The organism is Nocardiopsis alba (assembly GCF_000710955.1).
In the GTDB taxonomy this organism is placed as follows: Bacteria; Actinomycetota; Actinomycetes; order Streptosporangiales; family Streptosporangiaceae; genus Nocardiopsis; species Nocardiopsis alba.
Window position 1 is genome coordinate 276,461 of record NZ_BAZE01000006.1, and the last position, 24,315, is coordinate 300,775.

The following is a 24,315-nucleotide window of genomic DNA, read 5'->3' on the forward strand; positions in this document are numbered from 1 at the left end:
GCGGATCACGAACATCCCCGACGGCTCGTCCGCTCGGAGCCCGGTGTCTCCGCAGGTGGCGGCGGACGGCGGGGCCACGTCGGACGACCCCGAACGATGTACTACAGTCTGTCGTATGTTTGCTTCCCCGGCCGCCGTGACCACGGCCGCGCACACCCTTCCCCCGCTCGCGGCGGACGAGATCGACGACATCGTCCTCCTCGGCGTGCCCCTCTGGGGATGGCAGATCGCCGTGGCGCTCGTGGGCGTCCTGGCCCTGGCCCTCCTGGCCCGCACCATCTGGAACCCCACTTCGCGGTCGCTGCGCGCCTGGGCGCTGGGCAACGTCGCCGTCAACGCCGGGATCGCCGTCACCGGCGCGACCGTGCGGGTCACCTCCTCGGGGCTGGGCTGTTCGGAGTGGCCCAAGTGCACGCCCGACAGTTTCGTGCCCATCGACACCGGTCACGCGGCCCTGAACGCCGCCATCGAGTTCGGTAACCGGACGCTGACCTTCGTGGTCCTGGCGGTCGCCGTGATCACCCTGATCGCCGTCCTGCGCATGACCCCGCGCCGCAAGGACCTGTTCCGGCTGGCCGTGATCATCCCCTTCGGCGTCCTCGGTCAGGGCGTGGTCGGCGGCATCACCGTGTGGACCGACCTGCACCCGGCCTCGGTGGCCACCCACTTCCTGCTGTCGATGGTGATGGTCTTCATCACCGTCGCGCTGTACGTGCGCTGCCAGGAGCCCGAGGGACGGCCGCGGATCGTGGTCGGCCCCATGCTGCACACCGTGAGCATCGGCCTGGTCGTCGTCGGCTTCCTGCTCCTGATCGCCGGCACCGTGGTCACCGGTACCGGCCCGCACGGCGGGGACGCCGCCGCCCCGCGCTGGGCGCTGGACCTGCCCTCGGTCACCCGGGTGCACTCGGCCCTGGCCTGGCTCACCCTGGTCGGCGCCGCCGCCGCGGTGATCCTGGCCTTCCGCGGCGGCGCCGGGGCCCCCGCCCGCCGTAACAGCGTGATCCTGCTGGTGATCGTCCTCCTCCAGGGCGTCCTGGGCTACACCCAGTACGCCCTGGAGCTGCCCGAGGCGCTCGTGGTGCTCCACGTCCTCGGTTCGGGTCTGACCTGGGTCGTGATCTCCCGCCTGTACTTCGCCACCACGCGGCTGACCCCTCCGGGCGAGGAGGTCAGCGAGGAGGCTGACCGTGCCGGGGAACGTAGCTCTGTTGAGCCTGCGCCTGGGCGATGACGTGCGCGAAGTCGGCGCGACGTAGGAACCCGGAGTCGGTGGGCGTCTCCGCCCAGCCCGGGGTCACCGGCCGGGGCACGTGCCCCAGGAAGGTGTCCCGGGCCACGTGCATCAGGGCCAGGAACGAGTCCCGACTGACCTTCCAGTCCGTGCGGCGCACACCGGCGTCCATCTTGCGGTGCAGCAGGGCCAGCTCGGTGGCGGCCAGCTGATAGTCCTTCATCGCCGCGCGCCCCCGGGCACCGGCGTTGCGCGCGGCCCAGTCCCTGGCCTGACGGCGCCCGCTCATGGAGCTGAGCATGGTGATGTCGGCCGGGGTCACCAGGCCGGTGGAGATGTAGGGCGGAAGGTAGCGGTCGATGGCGGCCACCTGGCTGCGGCGGTCGCGCGCGGCGATGGCCAGCAGGCCCATCAGCACCACGAACAGCACCAGGTAGGCCAGACCCAGGCCGTACCAGCCGAAGATCGTCGACGCGTTCCACATGCCGTGCAACAGCACCGCCAGCACCCAGCCGGCGATCGGGGCGAGGAAACGTCCACCGCCGGTGCGCATCGCCGCGTAGGCCACGCCCAGGCCGGTCATGGCGGTGTAGATCGGGTGGCCGAAGGGGGCGACCACCCCGCGGATGGCGAAGGTCGCGACGAGGCTGCCGTCGAAGAAGGCGCCGAGAAAGTACAGGATGTTCTCGGTGAAGGCGAAACCGGTGGCCACCATCCCCGCGTAGACCACGCCGTCGGTGAAGGTGTCGATCTCGTTGCGGCGCCGCCAGAGCAGCAGGAGCAGGACCATGCCCTTGGCGCTCTCCTCGACCACGGGGGCGACCATGGAGGTGCCGAGGAAGTCGCCCACGCTCTGCCCGAACAGGGGCACCATCAGGTAGGCGATGCCCCAGCTGTTGAGCAGCAGCGAGGCGAGCACCGCCACCCCCGCGCCCCAGACGAAGGCGAAGAAGAGCACCCAGCCGGGCTCGGGTTCGAGCCGGTCGAGCATGAGGATGAGCGGGACGAGGATCGTGACCGGGACGATCGCCGCGACCAGACTCACCACGAAGCCCGTGGCACCGTCGATCCCGGCGGCCGCTCCCCCGGCCATGGCCAGGATCCACAGGTACCCGAGCATCCCGAGCATGCACACCACGCTGATGGCGGTGCCCAGGATGAGGGTCATCGAATAACGGGATCTGCGGCCCTGGAGAATGGCCTTGCTGTCGAGTCGGGGCATGAGCACAGATCGTATCGTCTGCCGGGCTCGCGGGCGTGCCGTCCGCCCCGGTCGGGGGCGGTATGGTCCCCCTCCCACGTGCGACAGGATGGTGGGGAACGATCGAACCCGTGAGGAAGGCCTCTGGCATGGAGAAGGACATCACCCCGCGCAGGACCGTCTCCGGTTGGGAATGGACGCTGCGGGTGGCGGTCCTCGCCTCCGTGGCCGCCCTCGTGTGGGAGTTCGTCACCGCCGGACGGCTCGTCACGTTCGACGCGACCGCCCTGCCCCTGCACAACGGGGGCGCCTACGCGGTGCACGTGACCGCCGCCGTCCAGCTCTTGGCCGCGGCGATGGTGTGGTTCGGGGCCGGCCGCGGCTCCGGCGTCGATCTGAACGTCCTCCTGCTGAGCCTGGCCGCCTTCGCCCTGGGCTTCGTCCAGGCCGCGCTGGGCACCTACGGCCCCCTTCAGGCCCATGTCCCCCTGGCACTGGTCCTGGTCGCCCTGGTGGTGTGGGCGGCCGTACTCGCGTGGAGCCGCCGCCCCGTCTCCTGACCCTCACCCACGAACGACGGCGCCCGCCCCGAGGATCCGGGGCGGGCGCCGTCCGCGTCGTTACGGGACCGCTCAGCCGAGCAGTCGCGCGATGAGGGGGTCGATGGTGACCGCCGTGAACAGCAGCGCCAGGTAGGCGTTGGAGAGGTGGAAGAAGCCCATGGTCTTGAGCTTGGCCCCGCTCACCCCCGCCATCGAGCGGCTGAGCAGGCGGTGGGCCTGGACCACCAGGAGCGCGCCCAGGATGAGGGCGACCGCACCGTAGAACACGGTGGTCCCCGCGACCGGCCAGAAGATGAGCGAGACGATGACCGTGGCCCAGCTGTACAGCACCGTCTCCAGCAGCACGCGACGGTCGCCGGCGACCACCGGGAGCATCGGCACCTTGGCGGCGGCGTAGTCCTCGCGGTAACGCATGGCCAGGGTCCAGGTGTGCGGAGGCGTCCAGAAGAACACCACCAGGAAGAGGACGAACGGCGCCCAGTCGAGGCTGTTGGTGACCGCGGCCCAACCGATGAGGACCGGCATACAGCCCGCGATGCCGCCCCACACCACGTTCTGCGCGGTACGACGCTTGAGCAGCATCGTGTACACGAAGATGTAGAAGAGGATCGCGAAGACCGACAGCGTCGCCGACAGCACGTTGACGAACACCAGGAAGCCGACGGTGGAGCCGATCGCCAGGGCGAGCCCGTAGATGAGGGCGCCCTTCGGTGTGACCAGGTCCATCGCGCCCGGACGCTGTCGGGTGCGACGCATCTCACGGTCGATGTCACGGTCGATGTAGCAGTTCATCGCGTTCGCGCTGGCCGCCGACATGGTGCCGAACAGCAGGGTGGCGACCGCGGTCCACAGCGGCGGCACACCCCCGGCGGCCACGAACATCACCGGGATGGTGGTGATGAGCAGAAGCTCGATGACGCGGGGCTTGGAGAGAGCGACATAGGCACGGACGTAGTCACCCAGGGCGGCCTTACGGGGGGCCTCGGGGGTGGGCGATCCGGCCTGCGGGGAACGGTTGGTGAGTGTCATGGGTGCCGCGTCCCCACGGCCGGAAGCACTCCTGTCCCCTGGGGGGCCGGCTCGGTTTCAGACACGCGGATACCTCGACAACTCTTAGGGAATTTCGACACTGCTCGCCACGCGGGGTCGATCGGACCGACAAAGCGTCAGGATCAGCGAAAACCCCGTCAACGACATACTGTAGTACTTCCTCGCGCGCACCGGAGACCTGCCCCCTGGGTACGGGTGCCCCGCCGGCCGGGACCTTCGGCCCGAGACCTCGCCGCCCCTCGGGTGTACAGAAGGGTCGCACAAGCCCCACCACGCTTCCAGCGTGCCACGCGCCCCACCGAGCGCGGGGATCCGGCCCCACGCCCCCTCCACCAGCCGGTGCGGGAGGTGTCGGGCACCCACATCCCCTGCCGCGGACGATAGGCTCGCAGACGGCCCCGTCCGTGTTCCACCGACCTCGTGCGAACACGGACCGGACACGTGCTTCGGGGCCGCGTGACGTCCACAGCCCGACGCCGAGCGACCCCGCCCTCGCACACCCCTCTCGGCCCGCCCCACGAGCGGGTCGTCCGTCGATCCCGGCGGACAACAAGTACACACGACCACCACCCGCCCCGGAAACGGGTGCCTCCGGTGCCCGAGAAGGAGAACGAAAGTCCGTGAACGCCCACACCCCGCAGAATCTGGAGTGGTCGGACCTCGACCTCCGTGCCGTCGACACGGTTCGGGCGCTGGCGATGGACGCGGTAGAGAAGTCGGGTAACGGTCACCCCGGTACCGCGATGAGCCTCGCTCCCGCCGCCTACCTCCTCTTCCAGAAGGTCATGCGCCACGACCCCGCCGCCCCCGACTGGGTCGGCCGGGACCGTTTCGTACTGTCCATCGGACACTCCAGCCTCACCCTGTACATCCAGCTCTACCTCGCCGGCTACGGCCTGACCCTGAAGGACCTGGAGTCGCTGCGCCAGTGGGACAGCCTCACCCCGGGTCACCCCGAGGTCGGCCACACCCCCGGCGTGGAGACCACCACCGGCCCGCTCGGCCAGGGTGTGGGCAACGCCGTCGGCATGGCCATGGCCGCCCGCCGCGAGCGCGGCCTGTTCAACCCCGAGGCGGGTCCGGGCGTCAGCCCCTTCGACCACCACGTCTACGCGTTCTGCTCCGACGGCGACGTCCAGGAGGGCGTGAGCCACGAGGCCAGCGCCCTGGCCGGCACCCAGAACCTGGGCAACCTCATCATGATCTGGGACGACAACCAGATCTCCATCGAGGACGACACCCGCATCGCGCACAGCGAGGACGTCATGGCCCGTTACCGGGCCTACGGCTGGCACGTCGAGGACGTCGACTGGACCGCCACCGGCGAGTACGTCGAGGACGTCGACGGCCTCTACCAGGCGATCCTGCGCGGCAAGGCCGAGACCGACCGTCCGACCTTCATCCGTCTGCGCACCGTCATCGGCTGGCCGGCGCCCAACAAGCAGAACACCGGCGCCATCCACGGCGCCGCCATCGGTGCCGCCGAGATCTCCGCCACCAAGGAGATCCTGGGCCTTCCGGACGAGCCGTTCGCGGTCGAGGACGCCGTCATCGAGCACACCCGCAAGGCACTGGACCGGGGCCGCGAGGCCCACGCCGCCTGGGAGGTCGCCTTCGACGCCTGGCGCAAGGGCGCCGGCGAGCACGGTGAGCTCTTCGACCGGCTCCAGTCGGGCAAGCTGCCCGAGGACTGGGAGGAGTCGCTGCCCTCCTTCGAGGCGAGCGAGAAGGGGATGGCCACCCGCAAGGCGAGCGGCGAGGTGCTGAGCGCGGTCGCGCCGATCCTGCCCGAGCTGTGGGGCGGCTCGGCCGACCTGGCCGGTTCCAACAACACCACCCCCAAGGGCGAGCCCTCCTTCCTCCCCTTCGACCGGGCCAGCGGCATGTTCCCCGGCAACCCGTACGGTCGCGTGCTGCACTTCGGCATCCGTGAGCACGGCATGGGTTCGATCCTCAACGGCATCGCCCTGCACGGCCCCACCCGTCCCTACGGCGGCACGTTCCTGGTCTTCAGCGACTACATGCGTCCGGCCGTGCGACTGGCCGCGCTCATGAAGCTGCCGGTCACCTACGTGTGGACCCACGACTCCATCGGTCTGGGCGAGGACGGCCCCACCCACCAGCCGATCGAGCACCTGTGGGCGCTGCGCGCCATCCCCGGCCTGGACGTGATCCGTCCCGCCGACGCCAACGAGACCGTCGTGGCCTGGCGCAAGGCGCTGGAGAGCACCGACCGTCCCACCGCGCTGGCGCTCACCCGCCAGAACGTCCCGGTCCTGGACCGCGAGGTCCACGCTCCGGCCGAGGGCGCGGCCCAGGGCGGCTACGTGCTCGCCGAGGCCGAGGGGGGCACCCCCGAGGCCATCGTCATCGCCACCGGTAGCGAGGTCTCCCTCGCGCTGGAGGCCCGCGCCGAGCTGGAGCGGGCCGGCACCCCCACCCGCGTGGTCTCCATGCCGTGCGTGGAGTGGTTCGAGGAGCAGAGCGAGGAGTACCGCGAGCAGGTGCTGCCCTCCTCGGTGCGCGCCCGCGTGTCGGTCGAGGCCGGTATCGCCATGGGCTGGCGCTCCTACGTCGGCGACGCCGGCGTCTCGGTGAGCCTGGAGCACTTCGGTGCCTCCGCGCCCTACCAGACCCTCTACGAGAAGTTCGGCATCACCTCCGAGGCGGTCGTCGCGGCGGTCCGCGACAGTCTGGCCAAGGTCGGACGCTGACGGAGCGGTCCCGCCGGGGAGAGCTCCCCGGCGGGGCCGCCGCCCGTGCGCGGCGCGGGCCCAGGACAAAGCGCAGGGAAGGCGTGAGAAGGACATGAGCACCGCACTGAAGGATCTGGCCGAGGCCGGGCAGTCCATCTGGCTGGACGACATCAGCCGGGACCGACTGCGCACCGGCAACCTCGCCGAACTGATGTCGACCCACCACGTGACCGGGGTGACCTCGAACCCCACCATCTTCGACAAGGCCCTCGCCGAGGGCGACGCCTACGACGAGCAGGTGCACGCCCTCGGGGTGCGCGGTGTCTCGGTGGGCGAGGCCGTCCGGATGCTGACCGCCTACGACATCCGCTGGGCCGCGGACACCCTGCGCCCGGTGTACGACGCCACCGACCGCGTGGACGGCCGGGTCTCCCTGGAGGTGGACCCGCGTCTGGCCCGCGAGACCGAGCGCACCATCGCCGAGGCCCGGTCGCTGTGGTGGCTGGTCGACCGTCCCAACCTGATGATCAAGATCCCGGCGACGGTCGAGGGTCTGCCCGCGATCACCCAGGTGCTCGGACACGGCATCAGCGTCAACGTCACCCTGATCTTCTCCCTGGAGCGCTACCGGGAGGTCATGGAGGCGTTCCTGGAGGGCATGGAGCTGGCCCGCGCCAACGGCCACGACCTGTCCCGCATCCAGTCCGTGGCGTCCTTCTTCGTCAGCCGCGTCGACAGCGAGGTGGACAAGCGACTGAAGGCCATCGGCACCGACGAGGCCGAGCGTCTGCTCGGCCGCGCCGCCATCGCCAACGCGCGGCTGGCCTACCAGGACTACGAGCAGGTCTTCTCCGCCGACCGTTGGAAGGTGCTGGCCGCCGAGGGCGCCACCCCGCAGCGTCCGCTGTGGGCCTCCACCGGGGTGAAGGACCCGTCCTACTCCGACACCCGCTACGTCACCGACCTGGTGGCCCCCGGCACCGTGAACACGATGCCGCAGGCCACCCTCGACGCGACCGCCGACCACGGTGAGATCACCGGGGACACGGTCCGGGCGCACTACGCCGAGGCCCAGGCCGACATGGACGCCCTCCGCGAGGCCGGTGTGGACATGGCCGACGTCGTCCTCCACCTGGAGAACGAGGGCGTGGTCAAGTTCGTGGACTCCTGGGAGAGCCTGCTCGGCCGGCTGACCATGAAGCTCGACGAGCTCGCTTAGGTCGCATCCACGGGCCTCCGTCGCACCGGAGCCCGTGCGGCCCTCGAGGCACCCTCGTCACCGCCCGTGCCCGTGCGCGATCCGCGCGGGCACGGGTGCCCGTCCACCGAGGCATCGGCCACGCTCGACAGGAGAAAGAGACTCTTGAAAGAACCGGTGATGCCGGGAGCGGTACCCAACCCGCTCCGCAACGCCCTGGACCGAAGGCTCCCCCGGATCGCCGGGCCCAGCGTGCTGGTGCTGTTCGGCGTGACGGGCGACCTGGCCCGCAAGAAACTGCTCCCCGCCATCTACGACCTGGCCAACCGGGGCATGCTGCCTCCGGGCTTCGGTCTGGTGGGGTTCGCCCGCCGGGACTGGGAGGACCAGGACTTCGCCCACGAGGCCCACGAGGCGGTGCGTCAGCACGCGCGCACCCCCTTCCGTGAGGACGTGTGGCGCCAGCTCAGCGAGGGCATGCGGTTCGTCCAGGGCGACCTGGACGACGACGCGGCCTTCGACGAGCTCGCCCGGACCGTCCACGAGCTGGACGCCGCGCGCGGCACCGGAGGCAACTACGCCTTCTACCTCTCGCTGCCGCCCAAGCTGTTCCCGACCGTGGTCACCCAGCTCAAGAGGTCCGGTCTGGCCGAGCCCGAACAGGGCGAGGGGACCGGCGGGGTCACCCCGTGGCGGCGCGTGGTCATCGAGAAGCCCTTCGGCCACGACCTGACCAGCGCCCGCGACCTCAACTCCGTGGTGGACGACGTCTTCCCGCCGTCGGCGGTGTTCCGCATCGACCACTACCTGGGCAAGGAGACGGTCCAGAACATCCTGGCGCTGCGCTTCGCCAACACCCTCTTCGAGCCCCTGTGGAACCGCGGCTACGTGGACCACGTGCAGATCACCATGGCCGAGGACATCGGCGTGGGCGGACGCGCGGGCTACTACGACGGGATCGGCGCCGCCCGCGACGTCATGCAGAACCACCTGCTCCAGCTGCTCGCGCTCGTGGCCATGGAGGAGCCCGTCTCCTACAGCGCCGACGCGATCCGCGCGGAGAAGGAGAAGGTGCTCTCCGCGGTCTCCCTGCCCGAGGACCTGTCCACCGGCACCGCCCGGGGCCAGTACGCCGCCGGTTGGCAGGGCGGCGCCGCGGTGCGCGGCTACCTGGAGGAGGAGGGCATCCCCTCCGACTCGGTGACCGAGACCTACGCCGCCCTCAGGCTCGACGTGGGCACCCGCCGCTGGGCCGGGGTGCCCTTCTACCTGCGCACCGGCAAACGGCTGGGCCGCCGCGTCACCGAGGTGGCGTTGGTGTTCCAGGCCGCTCCGCAGCAGATGTTCGCGCGCTCCGACATCAGCGAACTGGGGCAGAACGCCCTGGTACTGCGCATCCAGCCGGACGAGGGCGTCACCCTGCGCTTCGGCTCCAAGGTGCCCGGCGCCTCCATGGAGGTGCGCGACGTGAGCATGGACTTCACCTACGGGCAGTCCTTCACCGAGGCCAGCCCCGAGGCCTACGAACGGCTCATCCTGGACGTGCTGATCGGCGACCCGCCGCTCTTCCCCCGCCAGGAGGAGGTCGAGCTGTCGTGGCGCATCCTGGACCCGGTGGAGGACTACTGGGCGAAGGAGGGCCGCCCCGAACAATACGGTTCGGGTACCTGGGGGCCCGACTCCGCCCACGAACTGCTCGCCAGGGACGGCCGCCAGTGGCGCCGCCCATGACCGCCCGCGTCGGGAGGAACCGATGACGCTCTACCTGCCGCGCACCACCACCGCGCAGATCACCGAGGCGCTCATGTCCGAGCGTCTCAGTGTCGGCGGCGGCGCGATGAACATGGTTCTGACCCTGGTCATCGTCACCGACGAGGCCGACCACTACGACGCCGTCCGGGCCGCCACCGAGGCCGGACGCGAACACCCGTCCCGGGTCGTGGCGCTGATCCGCCGCGACCCCAAGGCCGAGCCCGCCATCGACGCCGAGATCCGCAGGCCCGGCACCTCCGGCCCCGGCGAGGCGGTGCTGCTGAGGCTGTACGGGCCCCTGGGCGAACACCCCGACTCGGTCCTGACCCCGCTGCTGGTTCCGGACGCGCCCGTGGTGGTGTGGTGGCCGGGCCAGGGGCCGCTCGACCCGGCCGACGATCCGGTCGGCCGTCTGGCCCAGCGCAGGATCACCGACGCCCTGCGCGCCCCGAACCCGCTGGAGGACCTGATGGAGCGGGTCGCCCACTACCGTCCGGGCGACACCGACCTGACCTGGACCCGGCTGACCCCGTGGCGTTCGCTGCTGGCCAGCGCCATGGACCAGCCGTGCGGCTGGGTGAACTCGGCCCGGGTGACCGCCGAACCGCACTACCCGAGCGCCGAACTGCTGGCGTCGTGGCTGTCCGAACGCCTCGACGTCCCGGTGGAGCGCGCCACCTCGCACGGCCCCGGGCTGACCGAGGTGTGCCTGAGCACCGACCAGGGGGACATCACGATCTCCCGCAGAGACGGCCAGGTCGCCATCCTGTCGAGGTTCGGCCAGCCGGACCAGACGGTGGCCCTGGCCCGACGCGGCGCCTCCCAGGCCCTGGCCGAGGAGCTGCGCCGACTGGACGCCGACGAGACCTACGCGAGCGCGGCCCGCCACCTGGGCCCGATGCTCGCCGGAAGCGGAGCATGAGATGAGCGAACCGGAGATCGTCCGCACCATCGACGCCGAGCAGCTCGCCCAGAGCGCGGCCTCGCGGTTGGCGAAGCTGATCGTGAGCGCCGAGACCGAGGGGCGCGACTTCCACCTGGTCCTGACCGGTGGCGGGGTCGGCATCCGCACGCTCGCGGCCCTGCGCGACGAGGCGCTGGCCTGCGGGATGAAGTGGTCCCACGTGCACCTGTGGTGGGGCGACGAGCGTTTCCTCCCCGAGGGAGACCCCGAGCGCAACGAGACCCAGGCGCGCGAGGCCCTCATCGCCGACATCGACATCCCGGCGCACCAGGTGCACCCGATGCCGTCCTCCGACGGCACCGACCACGCCGAGGCCGAACGCGCCGCCACCACCTACTCGCAGGCCCTGGCCGTGGCCGCGCGGGGCAAGGGCCCGGTGCCCGAGTTCGACGTGTGCCTGCTCGGTCTGGGCCCGGACGCCCACGTGGCGTCGCTGTTCCCCGGTCTGCCGGGCGTGCACGAGGACGAGGCGGCCGTGGTGGCCGTCCACGACTCCCCCAAGCCGCCGCCCACCCGGATCAGCCTGACCCTGTGCGCCATCGGCACCGCCCGCCAGGTGTGGGTGCTGGCCGCGGGTGAGTCCAAGGCCGAGGCCGTGCGGCTGGGCCTGTCCGACGCGAGCGTGGACCGGGCCCCCGTGGCCGGAGCGCGCGGCGCGGAGCGGACCGTCTTCTGGCTGGACCAGGCGGCCTCCGCGCAGCTGTAAGCCCTCCACACGAAGGCGCCCCGGTGGGAGTTCCCCCCGGGGCGCCTTCGCGTTCCCCGCTGCCGTCAGGCGGCGGAGGGCGGGGGTTCCGTTCTCTTCGCGGAGAGGGCGAGAACCGGCGGGGCCAAGAGGAAGAACGCTCCGAGACCGAAGATCGCGAACGTGTGCCGGTACGGTTCCGCCCCCAGGAGGCCGTAGAGGACCAACGCCCCCATCGCCGCGACGAACAGACCGTAGGGCACGGTCGCCCAGGCCGAGAGCCGGCGGTCGAAGCGGCCGTCCCGCAACACGAAGAGGTGGACCAGCAACAGGACCACCATCACCACCGCCAGAACCAGCGAGAACCCGTGCCCCTCCCGCTGGTGGGCGAGCTGGAAACGCGACAGCAGGAACAGGAAGAGCCCGCAGTTCAGCAGGGCGATCGTGCGCAAGAGACCCTCCCGGGATCGATCGTCAACCGTTCAAGGCCCTCAGCAGAGGCGCGACGACCTTCATGCCCCGCGACCACGTTCATCAGGACATCCGCCGCCGGGCTCACGGCTCGACCCTCTTCGAGGCCGGCAGGAAGAAGGAGACCACCGAGAGGGCGAGACAGAGATGGGCCGCCACTCCCAGAGGGATCAGTCGCAGCAGTGGAGCCCCCGCGGTCAGGAAGAACCAGGCCCCGAAAAAAAGAAGGGGGACGTTCAGCACCCATAGACCGATGACGAACGCGCGAGCATAGCGTTCGGCCTCCGGGAACCTCCTCCCCACCCACCCCGATGAGAGTCCTATCCAACAGGCCGCCATCTGCCAGAAGGCCAGAATGGCCAGCCAGACATGAGCGCCGCTCCCATAAGAGCCCAGCCCGTACTTGTGATCGAGCGCCAGTATCCCGAACACGGCGAACAGGGCCGGGGCCATGAGAGCGGTGACCAGGGAGAACACGTTCATGTCACCGCGGGTGGGGGGCATGGGTGGAAACGCCACAACCCATTCGGCCCAGGTCGACCTCGCCTGGGAGATCGTTCGCCTGGCACCTCCTTCGTCACGCGCCACGGTCGGCTCCCCTCATCTCTGCCGCTCTCCCACATTCACCACGACGATCTCCTCGGTTCAATATCTGTAGAGCTCCCAGAAGGAGAGCGCGAGCACGGAGAGGAGCACCAACAAGACCACCAGGCGTTCCGCCGGCTTGATCTTTCTTCCCCTTCTCTCTGCGATCAGGAATCCGAGCATCACCGTGAACGAAAGAGAGGCGAGAAGATACAACAAGAGGGGCAAAGCAGATCCTTCCCTTGTTCTTCGAAACAGAGAGATCCGAGCACCCAGGAAGCGACTTCAGAACGGGACACGAGACGGCCCACCGAGAACCTCATTCATCACTCGAACCCCGACCATACGTCGAATAATTCCAGATGGTGAACACCAGCAAGAAGATCCAAACGATCAACCAGGAAAAGAACGTCCAGTTGAAGACTCCCCGGAAAATATAATAGCAAGACAGCATCGCGGTGAAAAAGACGACCATCGCAACACTGACGAAGACCGGCTCCTTTTCCGACTTCAGCCATTTCACATCAGATCCCCCGATCCAGAGAAGCGAATTTCCATTCGATCATCACTTCACGAAGAGCGATGCGCTGTGACATGAGACCCGGCGGCCATGGCCGCCGGGTTTCGTGAACCGGAAAGTGTTATGAAGCCTCGCTCAAAGGGAACTCGTGGGGATCAGACCCTCGTAGACGTTGTTGATGTCGTGCCTCGAGAGCACCCCCTGGTAGAGGTGGACGTCACCGAGGTCGCCGGACCAGAGGTCGGAGAGCCCGCCCTCGGACCAGGAGCCACCGATCGTCACCGGGCCACCGGTATGCAGAGCCTCAGAGATCTCCACCGTCCCTTGCGCCACACCATCGACGTAGAGGGTCGCCTGTCCCAGGCTGTGGTCATAGGTGGCGGCCAGATGGGTCCATTTCCCGAGCCAGGCCCGGTGGGACGACCGGGCACGGTGCCATTCGCTCGCCCCCGCACCGTCCGCCGAGGCCACCTTCAGCACCCAGTTCCCACCACCCGGAGCATGCTCATAGCCGAGGGTGAAGGCGCCCTGGGCCAGCGCCACGGAGTCGTGGTCGACCTCGTCCAGTCGAGCCCAGGCGGCCACGCTGTAGCTGCGGTCGGTCCGGATCGCCGGTCCCTCGGTGATCAGGTGTTCCCGTTCGGCCACGTTCAGGCTCACACCGGGGGCGAAGGTCACGTCGTTCATGGCCTGATTCCAGGCGGTCAGCGGGTCCGCGTGCAGGGTGGCGTCCAGGCCGTGGTCGGAGGCGTCGGCCGCGATCGTGCCCTCGGTCTCCTCCAGCATCCAACGCCCCTCGAGCGCAGTGGGGCGGTTGGCCAGCTTCCACACCTCGGAGCGCGCCTCCCTGTCGCCGGCGAGAGGTTCGTCGAAGACCTGCCTGTCCCAGATACGGACGTCGTCGATCGCGCCGGGCCACTGGTGGGTCAGCTCCCCCTCGTGCTTTCCGCCGCCCAAGAGGAGTTCGCCCTCGGCGTTCCAGGCACCGGCATGCTCGACACGGGACCGCTCCACACCGTCGACGTACAGGGCGATCTCACCACTGTCGGCATCGTGGATCCCGAGCAGGTGGGTCCACACCTCGGTCTCCACCGGGGTCGTGGCGTCGGCGTAGGTCCATGTGGCGGGGTCACCATCGTTCGACGCCATCGCGAAGGCCCAGCTCTGGGCGTCACCACCCTGATAACCGAGTTGGAAACCGGAACCCGACTCCCCTGCCTGGGCAACGGCGGTGGCGTTCCCGGTCGGCAGCTCGTCGAGGTAGACCCAGGCGGAGACCGAGAACGATCCGCTGGTGTCGACGACCGGTCCGTCCGTGGCCAGCATGGAGTTCCCACCGACCTGGGCGGCCGTTCCCTCCAGCCGGTAGGACTGACCGGTCCGGGCTCCGACACGACCGCGTGTCCACTCCAGGTCCTGGAGCGCGGTGGCCGTGCGGCTCCGATCCATCACATCGGTGCTCGTGATGCCCTGGCCCTCGTCCAAGGGGAAGTAGGCCACCGGATCCGAGAGCGGTGCGACGGTGAATCGGTACACCGGCTCGCACGCCGAGGAGCTGCCGTGGGTGTCGGTGGTTCGAGCGTGGATGAGGTTGGGGCCGTCCCTGGTCGGGGTGATGGTCACCGTCGCGCTCGCGCCCGGCTCGTCCAAGGTGATCTTGGTCGAGCAGGAGGCGTCGTTGACGCTGTAGTGGTAGGCGGCCGCAGAGGCCACACCGTTGTTGGAGAAGGTGAACTCACCCGCCCGGCCGATCGAGCCGTGGGCCCTGTCTCCGGCCGGGTAGTCGGTAGAGGTCACCTCGGGCCCGGAAGCGGGCCTGACCGAGGTCGTGTCGAAGTCCGCCCGCTTCTCGGCGGCCACCGGGGAGACCGATGCCAGGGAGAGGGCGAGGGCGCCGACGGCGGAGATCGCCGTCGCGCGGAGCAAGGGGCGACGCATGAGGATGCCTGTCCAGGTTCATGGGAGATGTGAGAACCCAGCGCATGAGACTCGCCTCTGGGAACTGGATCAGGACATTAGCCGGCATCTATAGGGCTCCACAATCGCTTATCGCCGCACCTCGAGGAAAGTGGAACCGGGAACCACACCTGACATGCGGGATCCTTACACCGACCACATCCGGCCACGTCAACGTGTAAACCAAGTCGGATCTACACGATGCGCACCCCCTCATCTCCGCAGATGAACGCATGGTCAGATCCCCCTGACGGAGCGTGGACGAGGAAACACCCCCAGCCCCACCGCCACACACAGGACCTCCTGGCGACCCGACCCTTCCCACACGGAGGACTCGGAGCAAGGCCCCGAATCCCGCGACATGACCTCCGACTCACCCGCCGCGGTGGTCGAGAAGGCGACGATCATCAGGGCTACCACATCCCCCCGACCCGGACACCTCATACCCCTAGACCGATGAACACCCCCAGCCCTCCAGTCACAAAAAGATAACCGACCAGAAGAAGAGAAACCACCGGGAAAACAAAACGAAGCCTGCGATGAAGGTCGACGAACCGGAACCCTCTCTTCCCCGCCAGGAGACGACCCTGCAGGAAAAGCAGACCCAGATCCAACAACCCGGCAGCAGAAAACTACCCCCTCAGCGATGCGGCAAATATAGCGACACCCGAAAGAACCAGCGCCAATTCAACCTGAACCTCACGAACAAAGGATCCAATAATCCCGAACACCAACGGCACAGTAAAAATCATGAAGAAAGACACTGCAAACCTGATACACGAAAGCCAGATCGCATCCCGAGCAGTGGCACTTCCAGAATAAACCTTCACCTCGATTTCCAGCAAAAGCCTAGAAAGACTTCTACTGCTTTTCGCGAACAATCCACAAACATACTCATCAAGGCGCAGGAGGCCGACTTCCCCCAGGCGCAATCTGGAATCCTCCAAGTTCAATACCCCTAGATCCCAAGAGGCCCCCGACGCCCTCCCCACGGGCTACTACAGGAACTCGACATCGCCCTCGCGGCCAGCGATCCAACCGCAACCGAGCCACCCCCACACCAGCACCCAACATAAATCACCAGTGAACAACAAACCCACTCAAGAACCAGTAATAGACAAAAGATGCAATCCAAATCACCGGAACATACAAGATATTCAAATGCAAGGAAGTCGATATATCGCCATCACTCTTTACAGCATCGGACCTACAGACTTCTTCGATCCTCCCGGCAGCCCGAGAAGCACTGGGGCTTCCAAAAATAGAGGAAATAATGGAACCCCGAAAAGCCGAGACATCCAATATATCACCATTCTTCAACTCAATCAGAAGCGCCCCTCCGCCGACCCAGGCTCGATCAATTCGACCAGCCCCCATACGAGTCTTTGTCCAATATCCACGCAACACCACTTCGCCATCCTCCAAGGAAACATTCCTCCAGAACACCACCTTCAACTCAACCCAGACAAAGAAGGCGAAAATATTCGCCATAACAAGGACCCCTGAAACCCCGAAGCCCTCACCGATCACAGCCAAGGAGAAAAGGAGCCAGACAAGGAATGTCACAACCGCCCCGAGAAGCAGCGTTCCGACACTCCGAAAAACCTCTCTTCCCTCAGCCAAAGCTAGTTCCTCGCAAACGGGTTCCCATACGGAACAGGATCCCCAAATGTAGCACCACTGGCGATATTAACAGCATAACCAGCAGAGGGAATACCCAGTCCAAGGTCAGTTCAGGTGAGGTCCATCTCGTGGAGCACTTCGCCGTTCTGTGACCCTGCGAACCCGTCCCGCGTCCGCCCACTGGCGCCCCATAGCCATCCCGACATCGCCACGCGGACCCCCATGACCCCGGGCACGCCCTATCGCCTTCCGGCCATATCGGCCGATTCAGCCAAAGCCCCTTACCTAAAAGGCATGAAACGCAACAATTTGTCACATGACCAAGGCGGGGTGGATCTGGGTAGCAGCGGCAAGCTTCGGGCCCAAGCATCGCAGTCGCTCATGAATGCTGGACATTCCTCAAAGGAGGTGCGGCGGGTCTTGACGCGGTGGTGGGCGGTGGTGGCCCGGTATCCGCGCTTGCTGGTGTTACGGCGTGGTTCGCGACTGATCCCGGCCGATCAAGTGGGCGAATGCGTACGCATTCGCCTCGTGTGTGGACGAGCGCGATCTCCTCGCGTTCAGCAAGGGCAAGCATCCGTCGTTCTTGCATGAGCAACCCATGCGACCTGCGGTTTTGCTACGATTGTATGACACCACCCCAGGCAGGACAGCTCATCAAGAGCGGTGACCCCAATAATTCAACCTCAGCAACGGTCAACCCCAGGCCAAAATTCAGTTAGACCCCCAAAAACCCGAAGAAAATTGAATAAACAACAAGCGAAAAAACAATAGAAGCAGCCCCCAAGATCAAACTTGCTCTATATTCAATCTCCACAAAATCCCCTCCAACACTCCCACCCCCCCTCTTTTTGCCCTCCACTAGAAAAGCTCCTATTTTTTCACCCACAGAACGAGAAGTGGCCCCGCCTGCAATCAGACTGAAGAGCGACTCGGAAAAAGCCGCACTGTCGAAATTAGTTCCGTCTTTCAGTTTTACAGAAATTCTGTTATCGCATTCGATTTCTTCAATCAGCGAAACCGGAATTGAATACTTCTTGAAGTAATTCACCACTTCAACCCTACCCCCCTCCAGTCGAATAAAGACATCAAAGGAGTATTTGACATTGAGCCAGACCAACACACCGGAAAGGAGTGAAATAAGAAGCACGTCCGACCAGCCCGAAGCACCCCCCATGACCACAATCAGCAGGACAACGAAGAACAACAGGGCAAGGCCTACATGCAGCACGCACAGCCACGGATTTCTAAGAGTCATGACCGTTCACCGAACAACGAGGTACGCGACATCTGCACTAGATCAATACTTTCCATGACCATTGAAAGTCATAAATTGAGCGAAATTGTGTCCGTAATTTAGGGCCGTGGCACCCACATCAGTGACCGAAGGACCGGCTTCGTACCTACCACTTCTCCTTTGAGGGTTGCCAGACCTAGGGCTCTGCACCCACCTCGACGTGGTGGTGCGAACAATATTCGAAGAAAACATTCCCTTAAAACTGCCGGACACAGTTCTTGCATAGGCGCCTCCAGCAAATGCCCATGCGAGATTCTTTGCGGTTTTCAATGGATCGAAACCGTCACCTAGATAGTGATCCACGACTCCCCCTACGGCAGCCAAGCCCAGCCCAGCAAGAAGACAGCTCCCCGCGCTTGCAAGAATACAAACCCCGAGACCAACCCCCAATGCAATGGAATCCCAATTATCATTGACCCAATCACCTGAACGCTGCCAAAAATTGGAATCGTTGCTTGACTTCGCCTCGTTGAGAGCCTGGTCCTCAACCGAAACAGTTGCGTTAACGAACGGGTTCTTCTTGGGAACCGGTGGCTTGACCACCGTCCTCCAACCACTCCAGCCCGACCCCGCGCTATAGTAGTTGGTTCTGGATCCAGATGAAGAGTTCCAGTACTGAGTGTGCGTGATCTTTCGCCACCCAGTGTTCGGACGGTAGTTCCAGGTTTGGACGTGACTCTTCCCGCCCTTCTTGTAGTGAACGGTGGTGTTACCACCGATCTCCATGCAGATGCCATCGGCCGGGGTACACGCGGATAGACCAGATCCGTCCCAGTACGTCGCCGGGCTGTTGTTGGCGTAGGCGTAGCCGTTCATGGTCTGGGCATCGACCAGGTCCATCAACGGGTCCACGGAGATGAAGCGCCCTAGATCGGCGTCATAGGCACGTGCCCCGAGCTGGGTGAGTCCGGTGGAGGCATCGATCATGCCGTCGACGAAACCGCGCTCACCGGGCCATGTGCCGGTGGTCCCTCGATCCTGGCCGAAGACGGTCATCCGTCGTTGGGAGACCTCGGAGAAGACGGCGTCCACGGAGATCTGTCCCGTGCCGTGGTGGTCGGACATGATCCAGTGCAGGGAGCCATCGTTCTCCCGTACGGCCACGGTCTCACCGGCGTGGGAGAAGTACCGGGTCGCCTCCTCGGTTCCCGCGGCTTCGTCCCAGGTCACCTCCATCCCCGGCAGGTACAGGGTGGTCGCGCCATTGGCCCGGCGCAGCAGACGCTCACCATCGGCGTCGTAGACGTACTCGGTCGTGGACAGATCGCCCGTGACCTTGGTCAGCTCGCCCTCGGGCCCCCACTCCAGACTCTGATCGTGATCTCCGCTGTTGCGGGAGACCATGTTGCCGGCCTGGTCGTACTCGTAGGAGTGGATGCTGTTGCCGGTGCTACCGGCCTCGTTGACCTGGGTGATGGCGTGGGCCGGACCCTGGCCTTCGTCGGGGGTGGTGTAGTCACGGGTGATACCGCCGCCAGGGCCGTGCTGGATCTCCTGGACCCGGTTGCCGATGGCGTCGTAGGTGAACTCGTGCCAGTACGGGGCCGCCCCGCCCAACTCGCTCACCTGCGGCTCGGCAGCACACGCCTCCTCCCCCGTGGTGTCGGGAGTCCAGACCTGGGTCAAGCGGCGCAGGTGATCGTAGTCGAAACACTGCACATCCGACGCACGCTCGGGGCCGGTGGGCTCATCGTTGATGGAGAGCAGGTTGCCGCGGTCGTCGTAGTCGTAGGTCTGAGTCGAGAGCGAGCCCTGTCCCATCTGTGGGACGACGCTGGCATAGGCGAGTCGATTGGTTTTCTGATCAAAGTTAAAGTTCTGCCAGGTCTTATCGGCGCCCAGGACCCCACGATGGAACTCGCGTTGGGCGAGGTTGCCGATCTTGGAGTAGACGGTCTCGGTGACGATATGGTCCGCCCCTGAGAGCGTCGTGGGATTGCCCAGCTCGTCATAGCCGTGCTTGACCCCTTCAGCGCGCAACGCCCCGGCGGCAGGCATGTCGATGGCTTGCACACTGCCATCGGGGTAGTAGGTGGTGCGGAAGAGATAGTTGCCCGCGAGTTCGCCCTCGCTGGAGGGAATGTTGATCTGGTGGGCGCGGGGCCGATCAACCGGGTCATAGCCCATCACCCTGGTGGTGTAGGCCTGCCCCTCCTCATAGCGGATGGAGGCACTGAGCTGACCGATGGCCACGGTGTCGAAGGTCCACTCGGCCCGCAGGTCACCATCGCCGTCACGCAGTTCGGTCCGGCGGCCCAGTTCGTCGTAGACGGTGGCCAGACTTTGTCCGCGTGCGTCGGTGGTCCGCACCAAGCGGTCCAGATCGTCGTAGACCATATGGCTCACCCCGGTGTCGGGGTCGGTCTCGGAGACTTTGCGGCCACGTAGGTCGTAGTCGTAGGTCCAGGTGTTGCCGCCCGGGTCGGTGACCGTTTCCAGTTCGGTGCGAGCAGTGTAGGTGTAGAAGGTCGAGTCGAACTCTCCCTCCGCAGCAGGGCCGTGGTGCTTGCGCAGCTCCACGGTGTTGCCGCGCGCGTCGGTGATGGCAGTGGTGCCGGTGCCGCCTTCGGGTTCACTCACCAAAGTGCGGTCACCCTGGTGCTGTGTGGTGGTGCGGAACTGTTCCACCCCGCGTGACATCTGGACGTTGTCGGTGGCACGGTCGGCCCCGTCATAGACGGTGCGCATCCAGCGGGGAATCTCATCGTGGTTGGCCACCACGAACAGCTCCCCGCCCGGGTCGTCTTCGTTGAAGTAGGGCTCACGGGAGATGATGGCGTTGCCGCGGCTGTCGTAGAAGGTGTCAGTCAGCACCCGGCCGCCACCGGGGGCGGGGGCCTGGCTTTGACGCTCGCGAAGTAGCCCGTCCAGGATCTGGTGGCTGGTGGTGTAGCGATCCTTCGCGTTCAGGGTGTGCGTGGTCACGACGGTGGGTTCGTCTTTGGACAGGTGGTACTCGAACCGCATCGACGGAGAGGAGGATCGCTCGCGGGGCCGGTCGGCCAGCCACACTTCGGTCATCCGGCCCAGAGGGTCATAGACCAGCTCGGTGCGGTTGCCGTTGGCATCGGTTTCGGCGATCGGTTGAGAGCGTTCGTCGTACTCGACCGCGCTGGTGTGTCCCAGAGCGTTGGTGGTCTCCACCTTGATATCGAGGCCACCGGTGACAGCGGAGGTGTAGGCGGTCGTGGTGGTATTGCCCTCGGCATCGGTCACCTCAAGGGCGCGCCCGAAGTCATCGAAGGTCGTCTCGGTGACCGTCTGGTAGACGGGGGTATCGCCGTCATAGTCGGCCACACGCTGGGTCTCGGTAGGTCTGGCCCGAGTCGGCGAGTCTCCGAATCCTCCCCCGTCGTAGAGGGTACGGGTGTCGGAGACCACGTCGTCGGGGTAGGAGGCGTCCTGTCCGCAGGCCGCGGTCACGGTCTGGGTGCGTGCCACCGGGTCGAGCAGGTGCAGGCCGGTGTTACGGGTGTAGGTCGTGGTGGTGCACCAGTCATCATCGGCGAGGTCCACATCCCCCTGATCATGGACCGAGGTGACCATGCCGTAGTCATCGAAGGTGTTGACCGTGCGAGTCTGGCGGAAGGACCCGTCGGCCAGGGCGGTGTAGGTGTCGACTTGTTCGGTGTTGGTCAGATGGGCTTCCAGGTCCCAGTCATGGGAAGTGGAGGCGGTGCGTTTCTTCCACGGTGTGGTGATGGTCTTGGAGACCACCTCCCCGTCCACGCCGTTGCGGACGATGGTCTCGCGGGTCTGGCCGTTGAAGACCGGATCATCGTTAACGCTGGTGCCGGTGGAGTCGACCACCTTGGCGCTGCGAGTCCCGGAGGGTTGGTGGTCGCCGTGCATGCCCTGGTAGAACAGGTGCTCGATCTCGGTACGGGTCTCGTCCGGGTGACCGGAACGTTCGATGACCCGATCGAAGCCGCGCCACTGGGACCAGGTGCGTTTGTCCTCGTCCACGAACCCGTCGTCGTCCATGTACGCCCAGGCCGGGTCCCCCACGTAGTCGTAGCTGGTGATCACGTCCGGGGAACCGCCGACCAGGTCGACCTCGACCAGGTCGGTGACCACGTACTTGGCGAACCAGTCGGTGATGTCATCGGCCCCGGGGCGGTGAGAGCGCACCACCGGGTAGCAGAGTCGGGTGTTGGTGTGCGCCTTGGGCTCCTTGCCTTCCTCACAGTCGGGTTCGGCGTAGGACACGTCCACCTGGGCACCGGTCTCGGTGTAGATGGCGGTGATGCGCCACTTGTTCATCGGCGCCAGGCCGTCTGTGGTGGAGTCGATGCGGTTGGGCATCGGGGTTCCGGCGAAGGTGACGGCCGGTTTGGTCTCACTGCCCTCGCCGGTGTGGCCGGTGTGGGTGATGGAGTCCAGCCACAGGGCGGGGTCGGTGCCGTCCCCCGGTTCGGGGAAGGAGTGCTCCAATTCCCAGGAGTCCACGGTCACGTAATCGTCGCCGTCGTGGAGCTGGGTGGTGATCTTGTTCAGCTTCTTGGTGGTCCAGAACGTCGGTGAGTGCTGCCCTGCGCAGTCCTTCTCACAGTCCTGATCCAGTGGGGTGTCGGGCCAGTACTCGGCGTTGGATTCCTTGCGGTCGGCCGCCTTACAGCCGAAGTCGGTGTCCACGCAGCGTTCGCTCACGGTGTAGAGCACCTGGGCCGGGGCCGTGGCCTGAGCGGCGTCGTCACGCAGCCCGTAGGCGGTGCGCTTGAGGTGGCCGCCGCGATCGTACTCGACCGGGTCTGACTTGAAGTTGAGGCCGTAGTTGTTGGTCTCGGCCTGGTAGTAGTGGGCCAGAGCGTTGCCCTGCACATCCACCACGTAGTCCAGGTTCCAGCGCCATGCCTGGTCACACCAGGCATCGTCCAGGTTGGACTTGTAGCAGGGTTCACCGGAGTCGTTGCCGAAGACCGGCACGGTCCAGGCCGAGTTGGTCTCCTCGTCCCCCGAGGAGTGGCCGGGCAGACGGTTGAGCCCGAAGTAGTACTGGGTGCCGTCAACGGTGGTGACCTTCCAGTGTTCCCCGTCGTTGTCCCCGTTGGTGGCTCCGGTCAGGCGTTCGACCTTGGAACCATCATCGTTCTTGAGGGTCCAGTCACCATCGTCATAGACCAGTTCGGTGGAGCGCCCTCCCAGATTCAGCGTGGCGTTGTGATGGGACCAGCACTGATCGGGGATATCGGTGTCGTCCTCCTGACAGGTCTGATAGCGGCGTTCGATGTAGCCGGGGTGGTAGTCGAACCCCTCACCGATCCAGGAGGTCTGGTTGTTGGTGCCCGAGGTGCGCCCGTCCACCGACTGGGAGGAATAACCCAGGCTGATCTCAGGCTGGAGGCCACCGGCCACGTTGGGGGTCTGGATCGGGTAGTTCCAGGAGAATCCCCCGGACTGGATGCCCACGTTCCAGGTAGAGGAGGGACTCAGAGAGGTGGCCGAGTAGTCCCCTGTGCCCTCCTCTCCGTCACCGGAGGCCACCGCGGCCAACAGAACTCCCCCACCGGTGGCCGGGGCCAGAGCGGTCAACGTTTGGGTAGTGGCGTCGTTATCCGACTCCAGCTCGTGGGTGGACCAACACCCCGTGCCTTCTTCGCACTCGCTGAGCGCGACCAAGTCCAGCCGGGAACCGTAGTCAGCCCCATAAGCGGAGGCGAAACCCGAGTAGTCGACCTCCACCCGCACCGGTCCGGCCTGATCGAAACCGTCCGTGCGGGTGGCGCGCAGCGCTAGTCCGGACAGGCCCAGATCAGCGGCCTCGGCCCGATCCAGTACCTCCACCGCGGCAGAGGCCACCGGACCGGCCGGAGCGCTTTCCTCTTCGGTCTCAGTGAGCTCTTCGAGGTCACTTTCCTCAACCGGTTCGGCTTCACTGTCCTGCGCGGGCTCCGAACTCTGTGGTTCGGCCTCGGCCTCGGTCGGCTCCTCAGCACTCTCGCCCGCAGACTCTTGTGTCTCTTCGTCCGCCTCTTCGGTCCCGGGTTCGGCCGGGACCCGACGCTCGTTGGTCGGCCCCTGCTCCTGTTCCTCCTCAGCCGTCTCGGATTCTGCTGCCTGTTCGCTCTCCTCGGGCAGCGGGGAGAGCCAGGACTCGAATTCCTCGGCGTCCGCACCTCCCACTCGCACCGGCTGCTGATCAGCGCTGCCGCTGAGGGCGTGTGGCGCCAAGTCGGTCTCGTCGAAGACCACGCTGCCCGGTTCAGGCCAATCAGCCTGGTCCAGTGCGGAGATCGCGGCATCGGCCACGGTGGCGTCGACCTCGATCACCGGGGCCGGCGCCGGGCTTCCGTCCACGGACTCTCCCAGATCCACGTCCGGGCGGGTGTTGTAGGCCAACGCGGAGGCAGGCAGCGCCGAGACCAGACCGGTCACCAGCAGCAGCGAGACGAAAGAGACGAGTGGTTTGCGGCCGCGACGAGGGGTGACGGCCCGGGGGATGTCAGACACAGCGGGTTCCTCCCGCCCGGCAGGTGCGTGCCTGCCGGGCAGATCAAAGGGCTCAGGTGGGGGGCGGTAG

General features: G+C 66.3%; 18 protein-coding genes and 1 pseudogene. 8 read left to right on the plus strand and 11 right to left on the minus strand.

Annotated features, from left to right (window positions below; translation table 11 throughout):
• Window positions 1-115 precede the first annotated feature (115 nt).
• Entirely contained in the window at window positions 116-1,234 is a 1,119-nt protein-coding gene (locus TR33_RS13680) for a COX15/CtaA family protein (RefSeq protein ID WP_042283447.1), read from the plus strand.
• Here TR33_RS13680 and TR33_RS13685 read toward each other — a convergent pair.
• Window positions 1,173-2,456: a PrsW family intramembrane metalloprotease gene (locus TR33_RS13685; protein ID WP_026125155.1), complete on the minus strand. Its 1,284-nt coding sequence runs from the start codon at window positions 2,454-2,456 to the stop codon at window positions 1,173-1,175. The two genes, TR33_RS13680 and TR33_RS13685, sit on opposite strands and share 62 nt — an antisense overlap.
• Window positions 2,457-2,584: 128 nt before the next feature.
• Here TR33_RS13685 and TR33_RS13690 point away from each other — a divergent pair, with 128 nt between their 5' ends.
• Complete coding sequence (locus tag TR33_RS13690) at window positions 2,585-2,995, plus strand: hypothetical protein (RefSeq protein ID WP_042283449.1); 411 nt, start codon at window positions 2,585-2,587, stop codon at window positions 2,993-2,995.
• Window positions 2,996-3,067: 72 nt separating this feature from the next.
• Here the strand turns inward: TR33_RS13690 and TR33_RS13695 are convergent, their stop codons facing one another.
• Complete coding sequence (locus TR33_RS13695) at window positions 3,068-4,027, minus strand: heme o synthase (protein ID WP_017535410.1); 960 nt, start codon at window positions 4,025-4,027, stop codon at window positions 3,068-3,070.
• A gap of 641 nt (window positions 4,028-4,668) precedes the next feature.
• On the opposite strand from TR33_RS13695, the gene tkt reads away from it, so the two are divergent.
• The 5 genes from tkt (at window position 4,669) to pgl (ending at window position 11,364) form a co-directional block, all read left to right on the plus strand.
• On the plus strand, window positions 4,669-6,762 hold the full coding sequence (gene tkt / locus TR33_RS13700; protein ID WP_042283451.1) for a transketolase: 2,094 nt from the start codon (window positions 4,669-4,671) through the stop codon (window positions 6,760-6,762).
• Between the two features lie 94 nt (window positions 6,763-6,856).
• A complete protein-coding gene (tal, locus tag TR33_RS13705) occupies window positions 6,857-7,963 on the plus strand; it encodes a transaldolase (protein WP_042283453.1) in 1,107 nt (368 codons plus the stop codon).
• A 159-nt stretch (window positions 7,964-8,122) separates the two neighbouring features.
• On the plus strand, window positions 8,123-9,673 hold the full coding sequence (zwf, locus tag TR33_RS13710; protein ID WP_014911782.1) for a glucose-6-phosphate dehydrogenase: 1,551 nt from the start codon (window positions 8,123-8,125) through the stop codon (window positions 9,671-9,673).
• A gap of 22 nt (window positions 9,674-9,695) precedes the next feature.
• Entirely contained in the window at window positions 9,696-10,616 is a 921-nt protein-coding gene (locus TR33_RS13715; protein ID WP_017535413.1) for a glucose-6-phosphate dehydrogenase assembly protein OpcA, read from the plus strand.
• Window position 10,617: 1 nt separating this feature from the next.
• On the plus strand, window positions 10,618-11,364 hold the full coding sequence (gene pgl / locus TR33_RS13720; RefSeq protein WP_014909374.1) for a 6-phosphogluconolactonase: 747 nt from the start codon (window positions 10,618-10,620) through the stop codon (window positions 11,362-11,364).
• Window positions 11,365-11,429: 65 nt separating this feature from the next.
• Here pgl and TR33_RS13725 read toward each other — a convergent pair whose 3' ends face one another.
• The 5 genes from TR33_RS13725 to TR33_RS13735 all read right to left on the minus strand — a co-directional run bounded on the left by TR33_RS13725 (window position 11,430) and on the right by TR33_RS13735 (window position 14,857).
• On the minus strand, window positions 11,430-11,795 hold the full coding sequence (locus tag TR33_RS13725; RefSeq protein ID WP_042283456.1) for a hypothetical protein: 366 nt from the start codon (window positions 11,793-11,795) through the stop codon (window positions 11,430-11,432).
• A 103-nt stretch (window positions 11,796-11,898) separates the two neighbouring features.
• Window positions 11,899-12,297 carry a hypothetical protein gene (locus tag TR33_RS13730; protein WP_234305843.1) on the minus strand — a complete coding sequence of 133 codons (399 nt, stop codon included), beginning with the start codon at window positions 12,295-12,297 and terminating at the stop codon, window positions 11,899-11,901.
• 162 nt (window positions 12,298-12,459) lie between these two features.
• Complete coding sequence (locus TR33_RS26605; protein WP_159068787.1) at window positions 12,460-12,627, minus strand: hypothetical protein; 168 nt, start codon at window positions 12,625-12,627, stop codon at window positions 12,460-12,462.
• A gap of 91 nt (window positions 12,628-12,718) precedes the next feature.
• Entirely contained in the window at window positions 12,719-12,922 is a 204-nt protein-coding gene (locus tag TR33_RS26610; protein ID WP_159068788.1) for a hypothetical protein, read from the minus strand.
• Window positions 12,923-13,054: 132 nt separating this feature from the next.
• Window positions 13,055-14,857 carry a LamG domain-containing protein gene (locus TR33_RS13735; RefSeq protein ID WP_042283458.1) on the minus strand — a complete coding sequence of 601 codons (1,803 nt, stop codon included), beginning with the start codon at window positions 14,855-14,857 and terminating at the stop codon, window positions 13,055-13,057.
• Between the two features lie 557 nt (window positions 14,858-15,414).
• On the opposite strand from TR33_RS13735, the gene TR33_RS26615 reads away from it, so the two are divergent.
• Complete coding sequence (locus TR33_RS26615) at window positions 15,415-15,837, plus strand: hypothetical protein (protein WP_159068789.1); 423 nt, start codon at window positions 15,415-15,417, stop codon at window positions 15,835-15,837.
• A gap of 115 nt (window positions 15,838-15,952) precedes the next feature.
• On the opposite strand, the gene TR33_RS26620 is transcribed toward TR33_RS26615, so the two are convergent.
• The 4 genes and pseudogenes from TR33_RS26620 to TR33_RS13745 form a co-directional block, all read right to left on the minus strand.
• Window positions 15,953-16,498 carry a hypothetical protein gene (locus TR33_RS26620; RefSeq protein ID WP_159068790.1) on the minus strand — a complete coding sequence of 182 codons (546 nt, stop codon included), beginning with the start codon at window positions 16,496-16,498 and terminating at the stop codon, window positions 15,953-15,955.
• 407 nt (window positions 16,499-16,905) lie between these two features.
• Window positions 16,906-17,090: pseudogene (locus tag TR33_RS27565) on the minus strand (IS30 family transposase); the annotation flags it as partial.
• 126 nt (window positions 17,091-17,216) lie between these two features.
• Window positions 17,217-17,729 carry a hypothetical protein gene (locus tag TR33_RS26625; RefSeq protein ID WP_159068791.1) on the minus strand — a complete coding sequence of 171 codons (513 nt, stop codon included), beginning with the start codon at window positions 17,727-17,729 and terminating at the stop codon, window positions 17,217-17,219.
• A gap of 69 nt (window positions 17,730-17,798) precedes the next feature.
• Complete coding sequence (locus TR33_RS13745) at window positions 17,799-24,245, minus strand: RHS repeat domain-containing protein (protein ID WP_084570254.1); 6,447 nt, start codon at window positions 24,243-24,245, stop codon at window positions 17,799-17,801.
• Window positions 24,246-24,315 lie beyond the last annotated feature (70 nt).

Bases quoted from the DNA above. Each gene is read 5' to 3' on its own strand.
- TR33_RS13735 (WP_042283458.1), bottom strand. From the start codon at position 14,857: ATGCGTCGCCCCTTGCTCCGCGCGACGGCGATCTCCGCCGTCGGCGCC.
- tal (WP_042283453.1), top strand. From the start codon at position 6,857: ATGAGCACCGCACTGAAGGATCTGGCCGAGGCCGGGCAGTCCATCTGG.
- TR33_RS13695 (WP_017535410.1), bottom strand. From the start codon at position 4,027: ATGACACTCACCAACCGTTCCCCGCAGGCCGGATCGCCCACCCCCGAG.
- TR33_RS26615 (WP_159068789.1), top strand. From the start codon at position 15,415: ATGAAGGTCGACGAACCGGAACCCTCTCTTCCCCGCCAGGAGACGACC.
- zwf (WP_014911782.1), top strand. From the start codon at position 8,123: ATGCCGGGAGCGGTACCCAACCCGCTCCGCAACGCCCTGGACCGAAGG.
- pgl (WP_014909374.1), top strand. From the start codon at position 10,618: ATGAGCGAACCGGAGATCGTCCGCACCATCGACGCCGAGCAGCTCGCC.
- TR33_RS13680 (WP_042283447.1), top strand. From the start codon at position 116: ATGTTTGCTTCCCCGGCCGCCGTGACCACGGCCGCGCACACCCTTCCC.
- TR33_RS13685 (WP_026125155.1), bottom strand. From the start codon at position 2,456: ATGCCCCGACTCGACAGCAAGGCCATTCTCCAGGGCCGCAGATCCCGT.
- TR33_RS13690 (WP_042283449.1), top strand. From the start codon at position 2,585: ATGGAGAAGGACATCACCCCGCGCAGGACCGTCTCCGGTTGGGAATGG.
- TR33_RS13730 (WP_234305843.1), bottom strand. From the start codon at position 12,297: ATGAACGTGTTCTCCCTGGTCACCGCTCTCATGGCCCCGGCCCTGTTC.
- TR33_RS13715 (WP_017535413.1), top strand. From the start codon at position 9,696: ATGACGCTCTACCTGCCGCGCACCACCACCGCGCAGATCACCGAGGCG.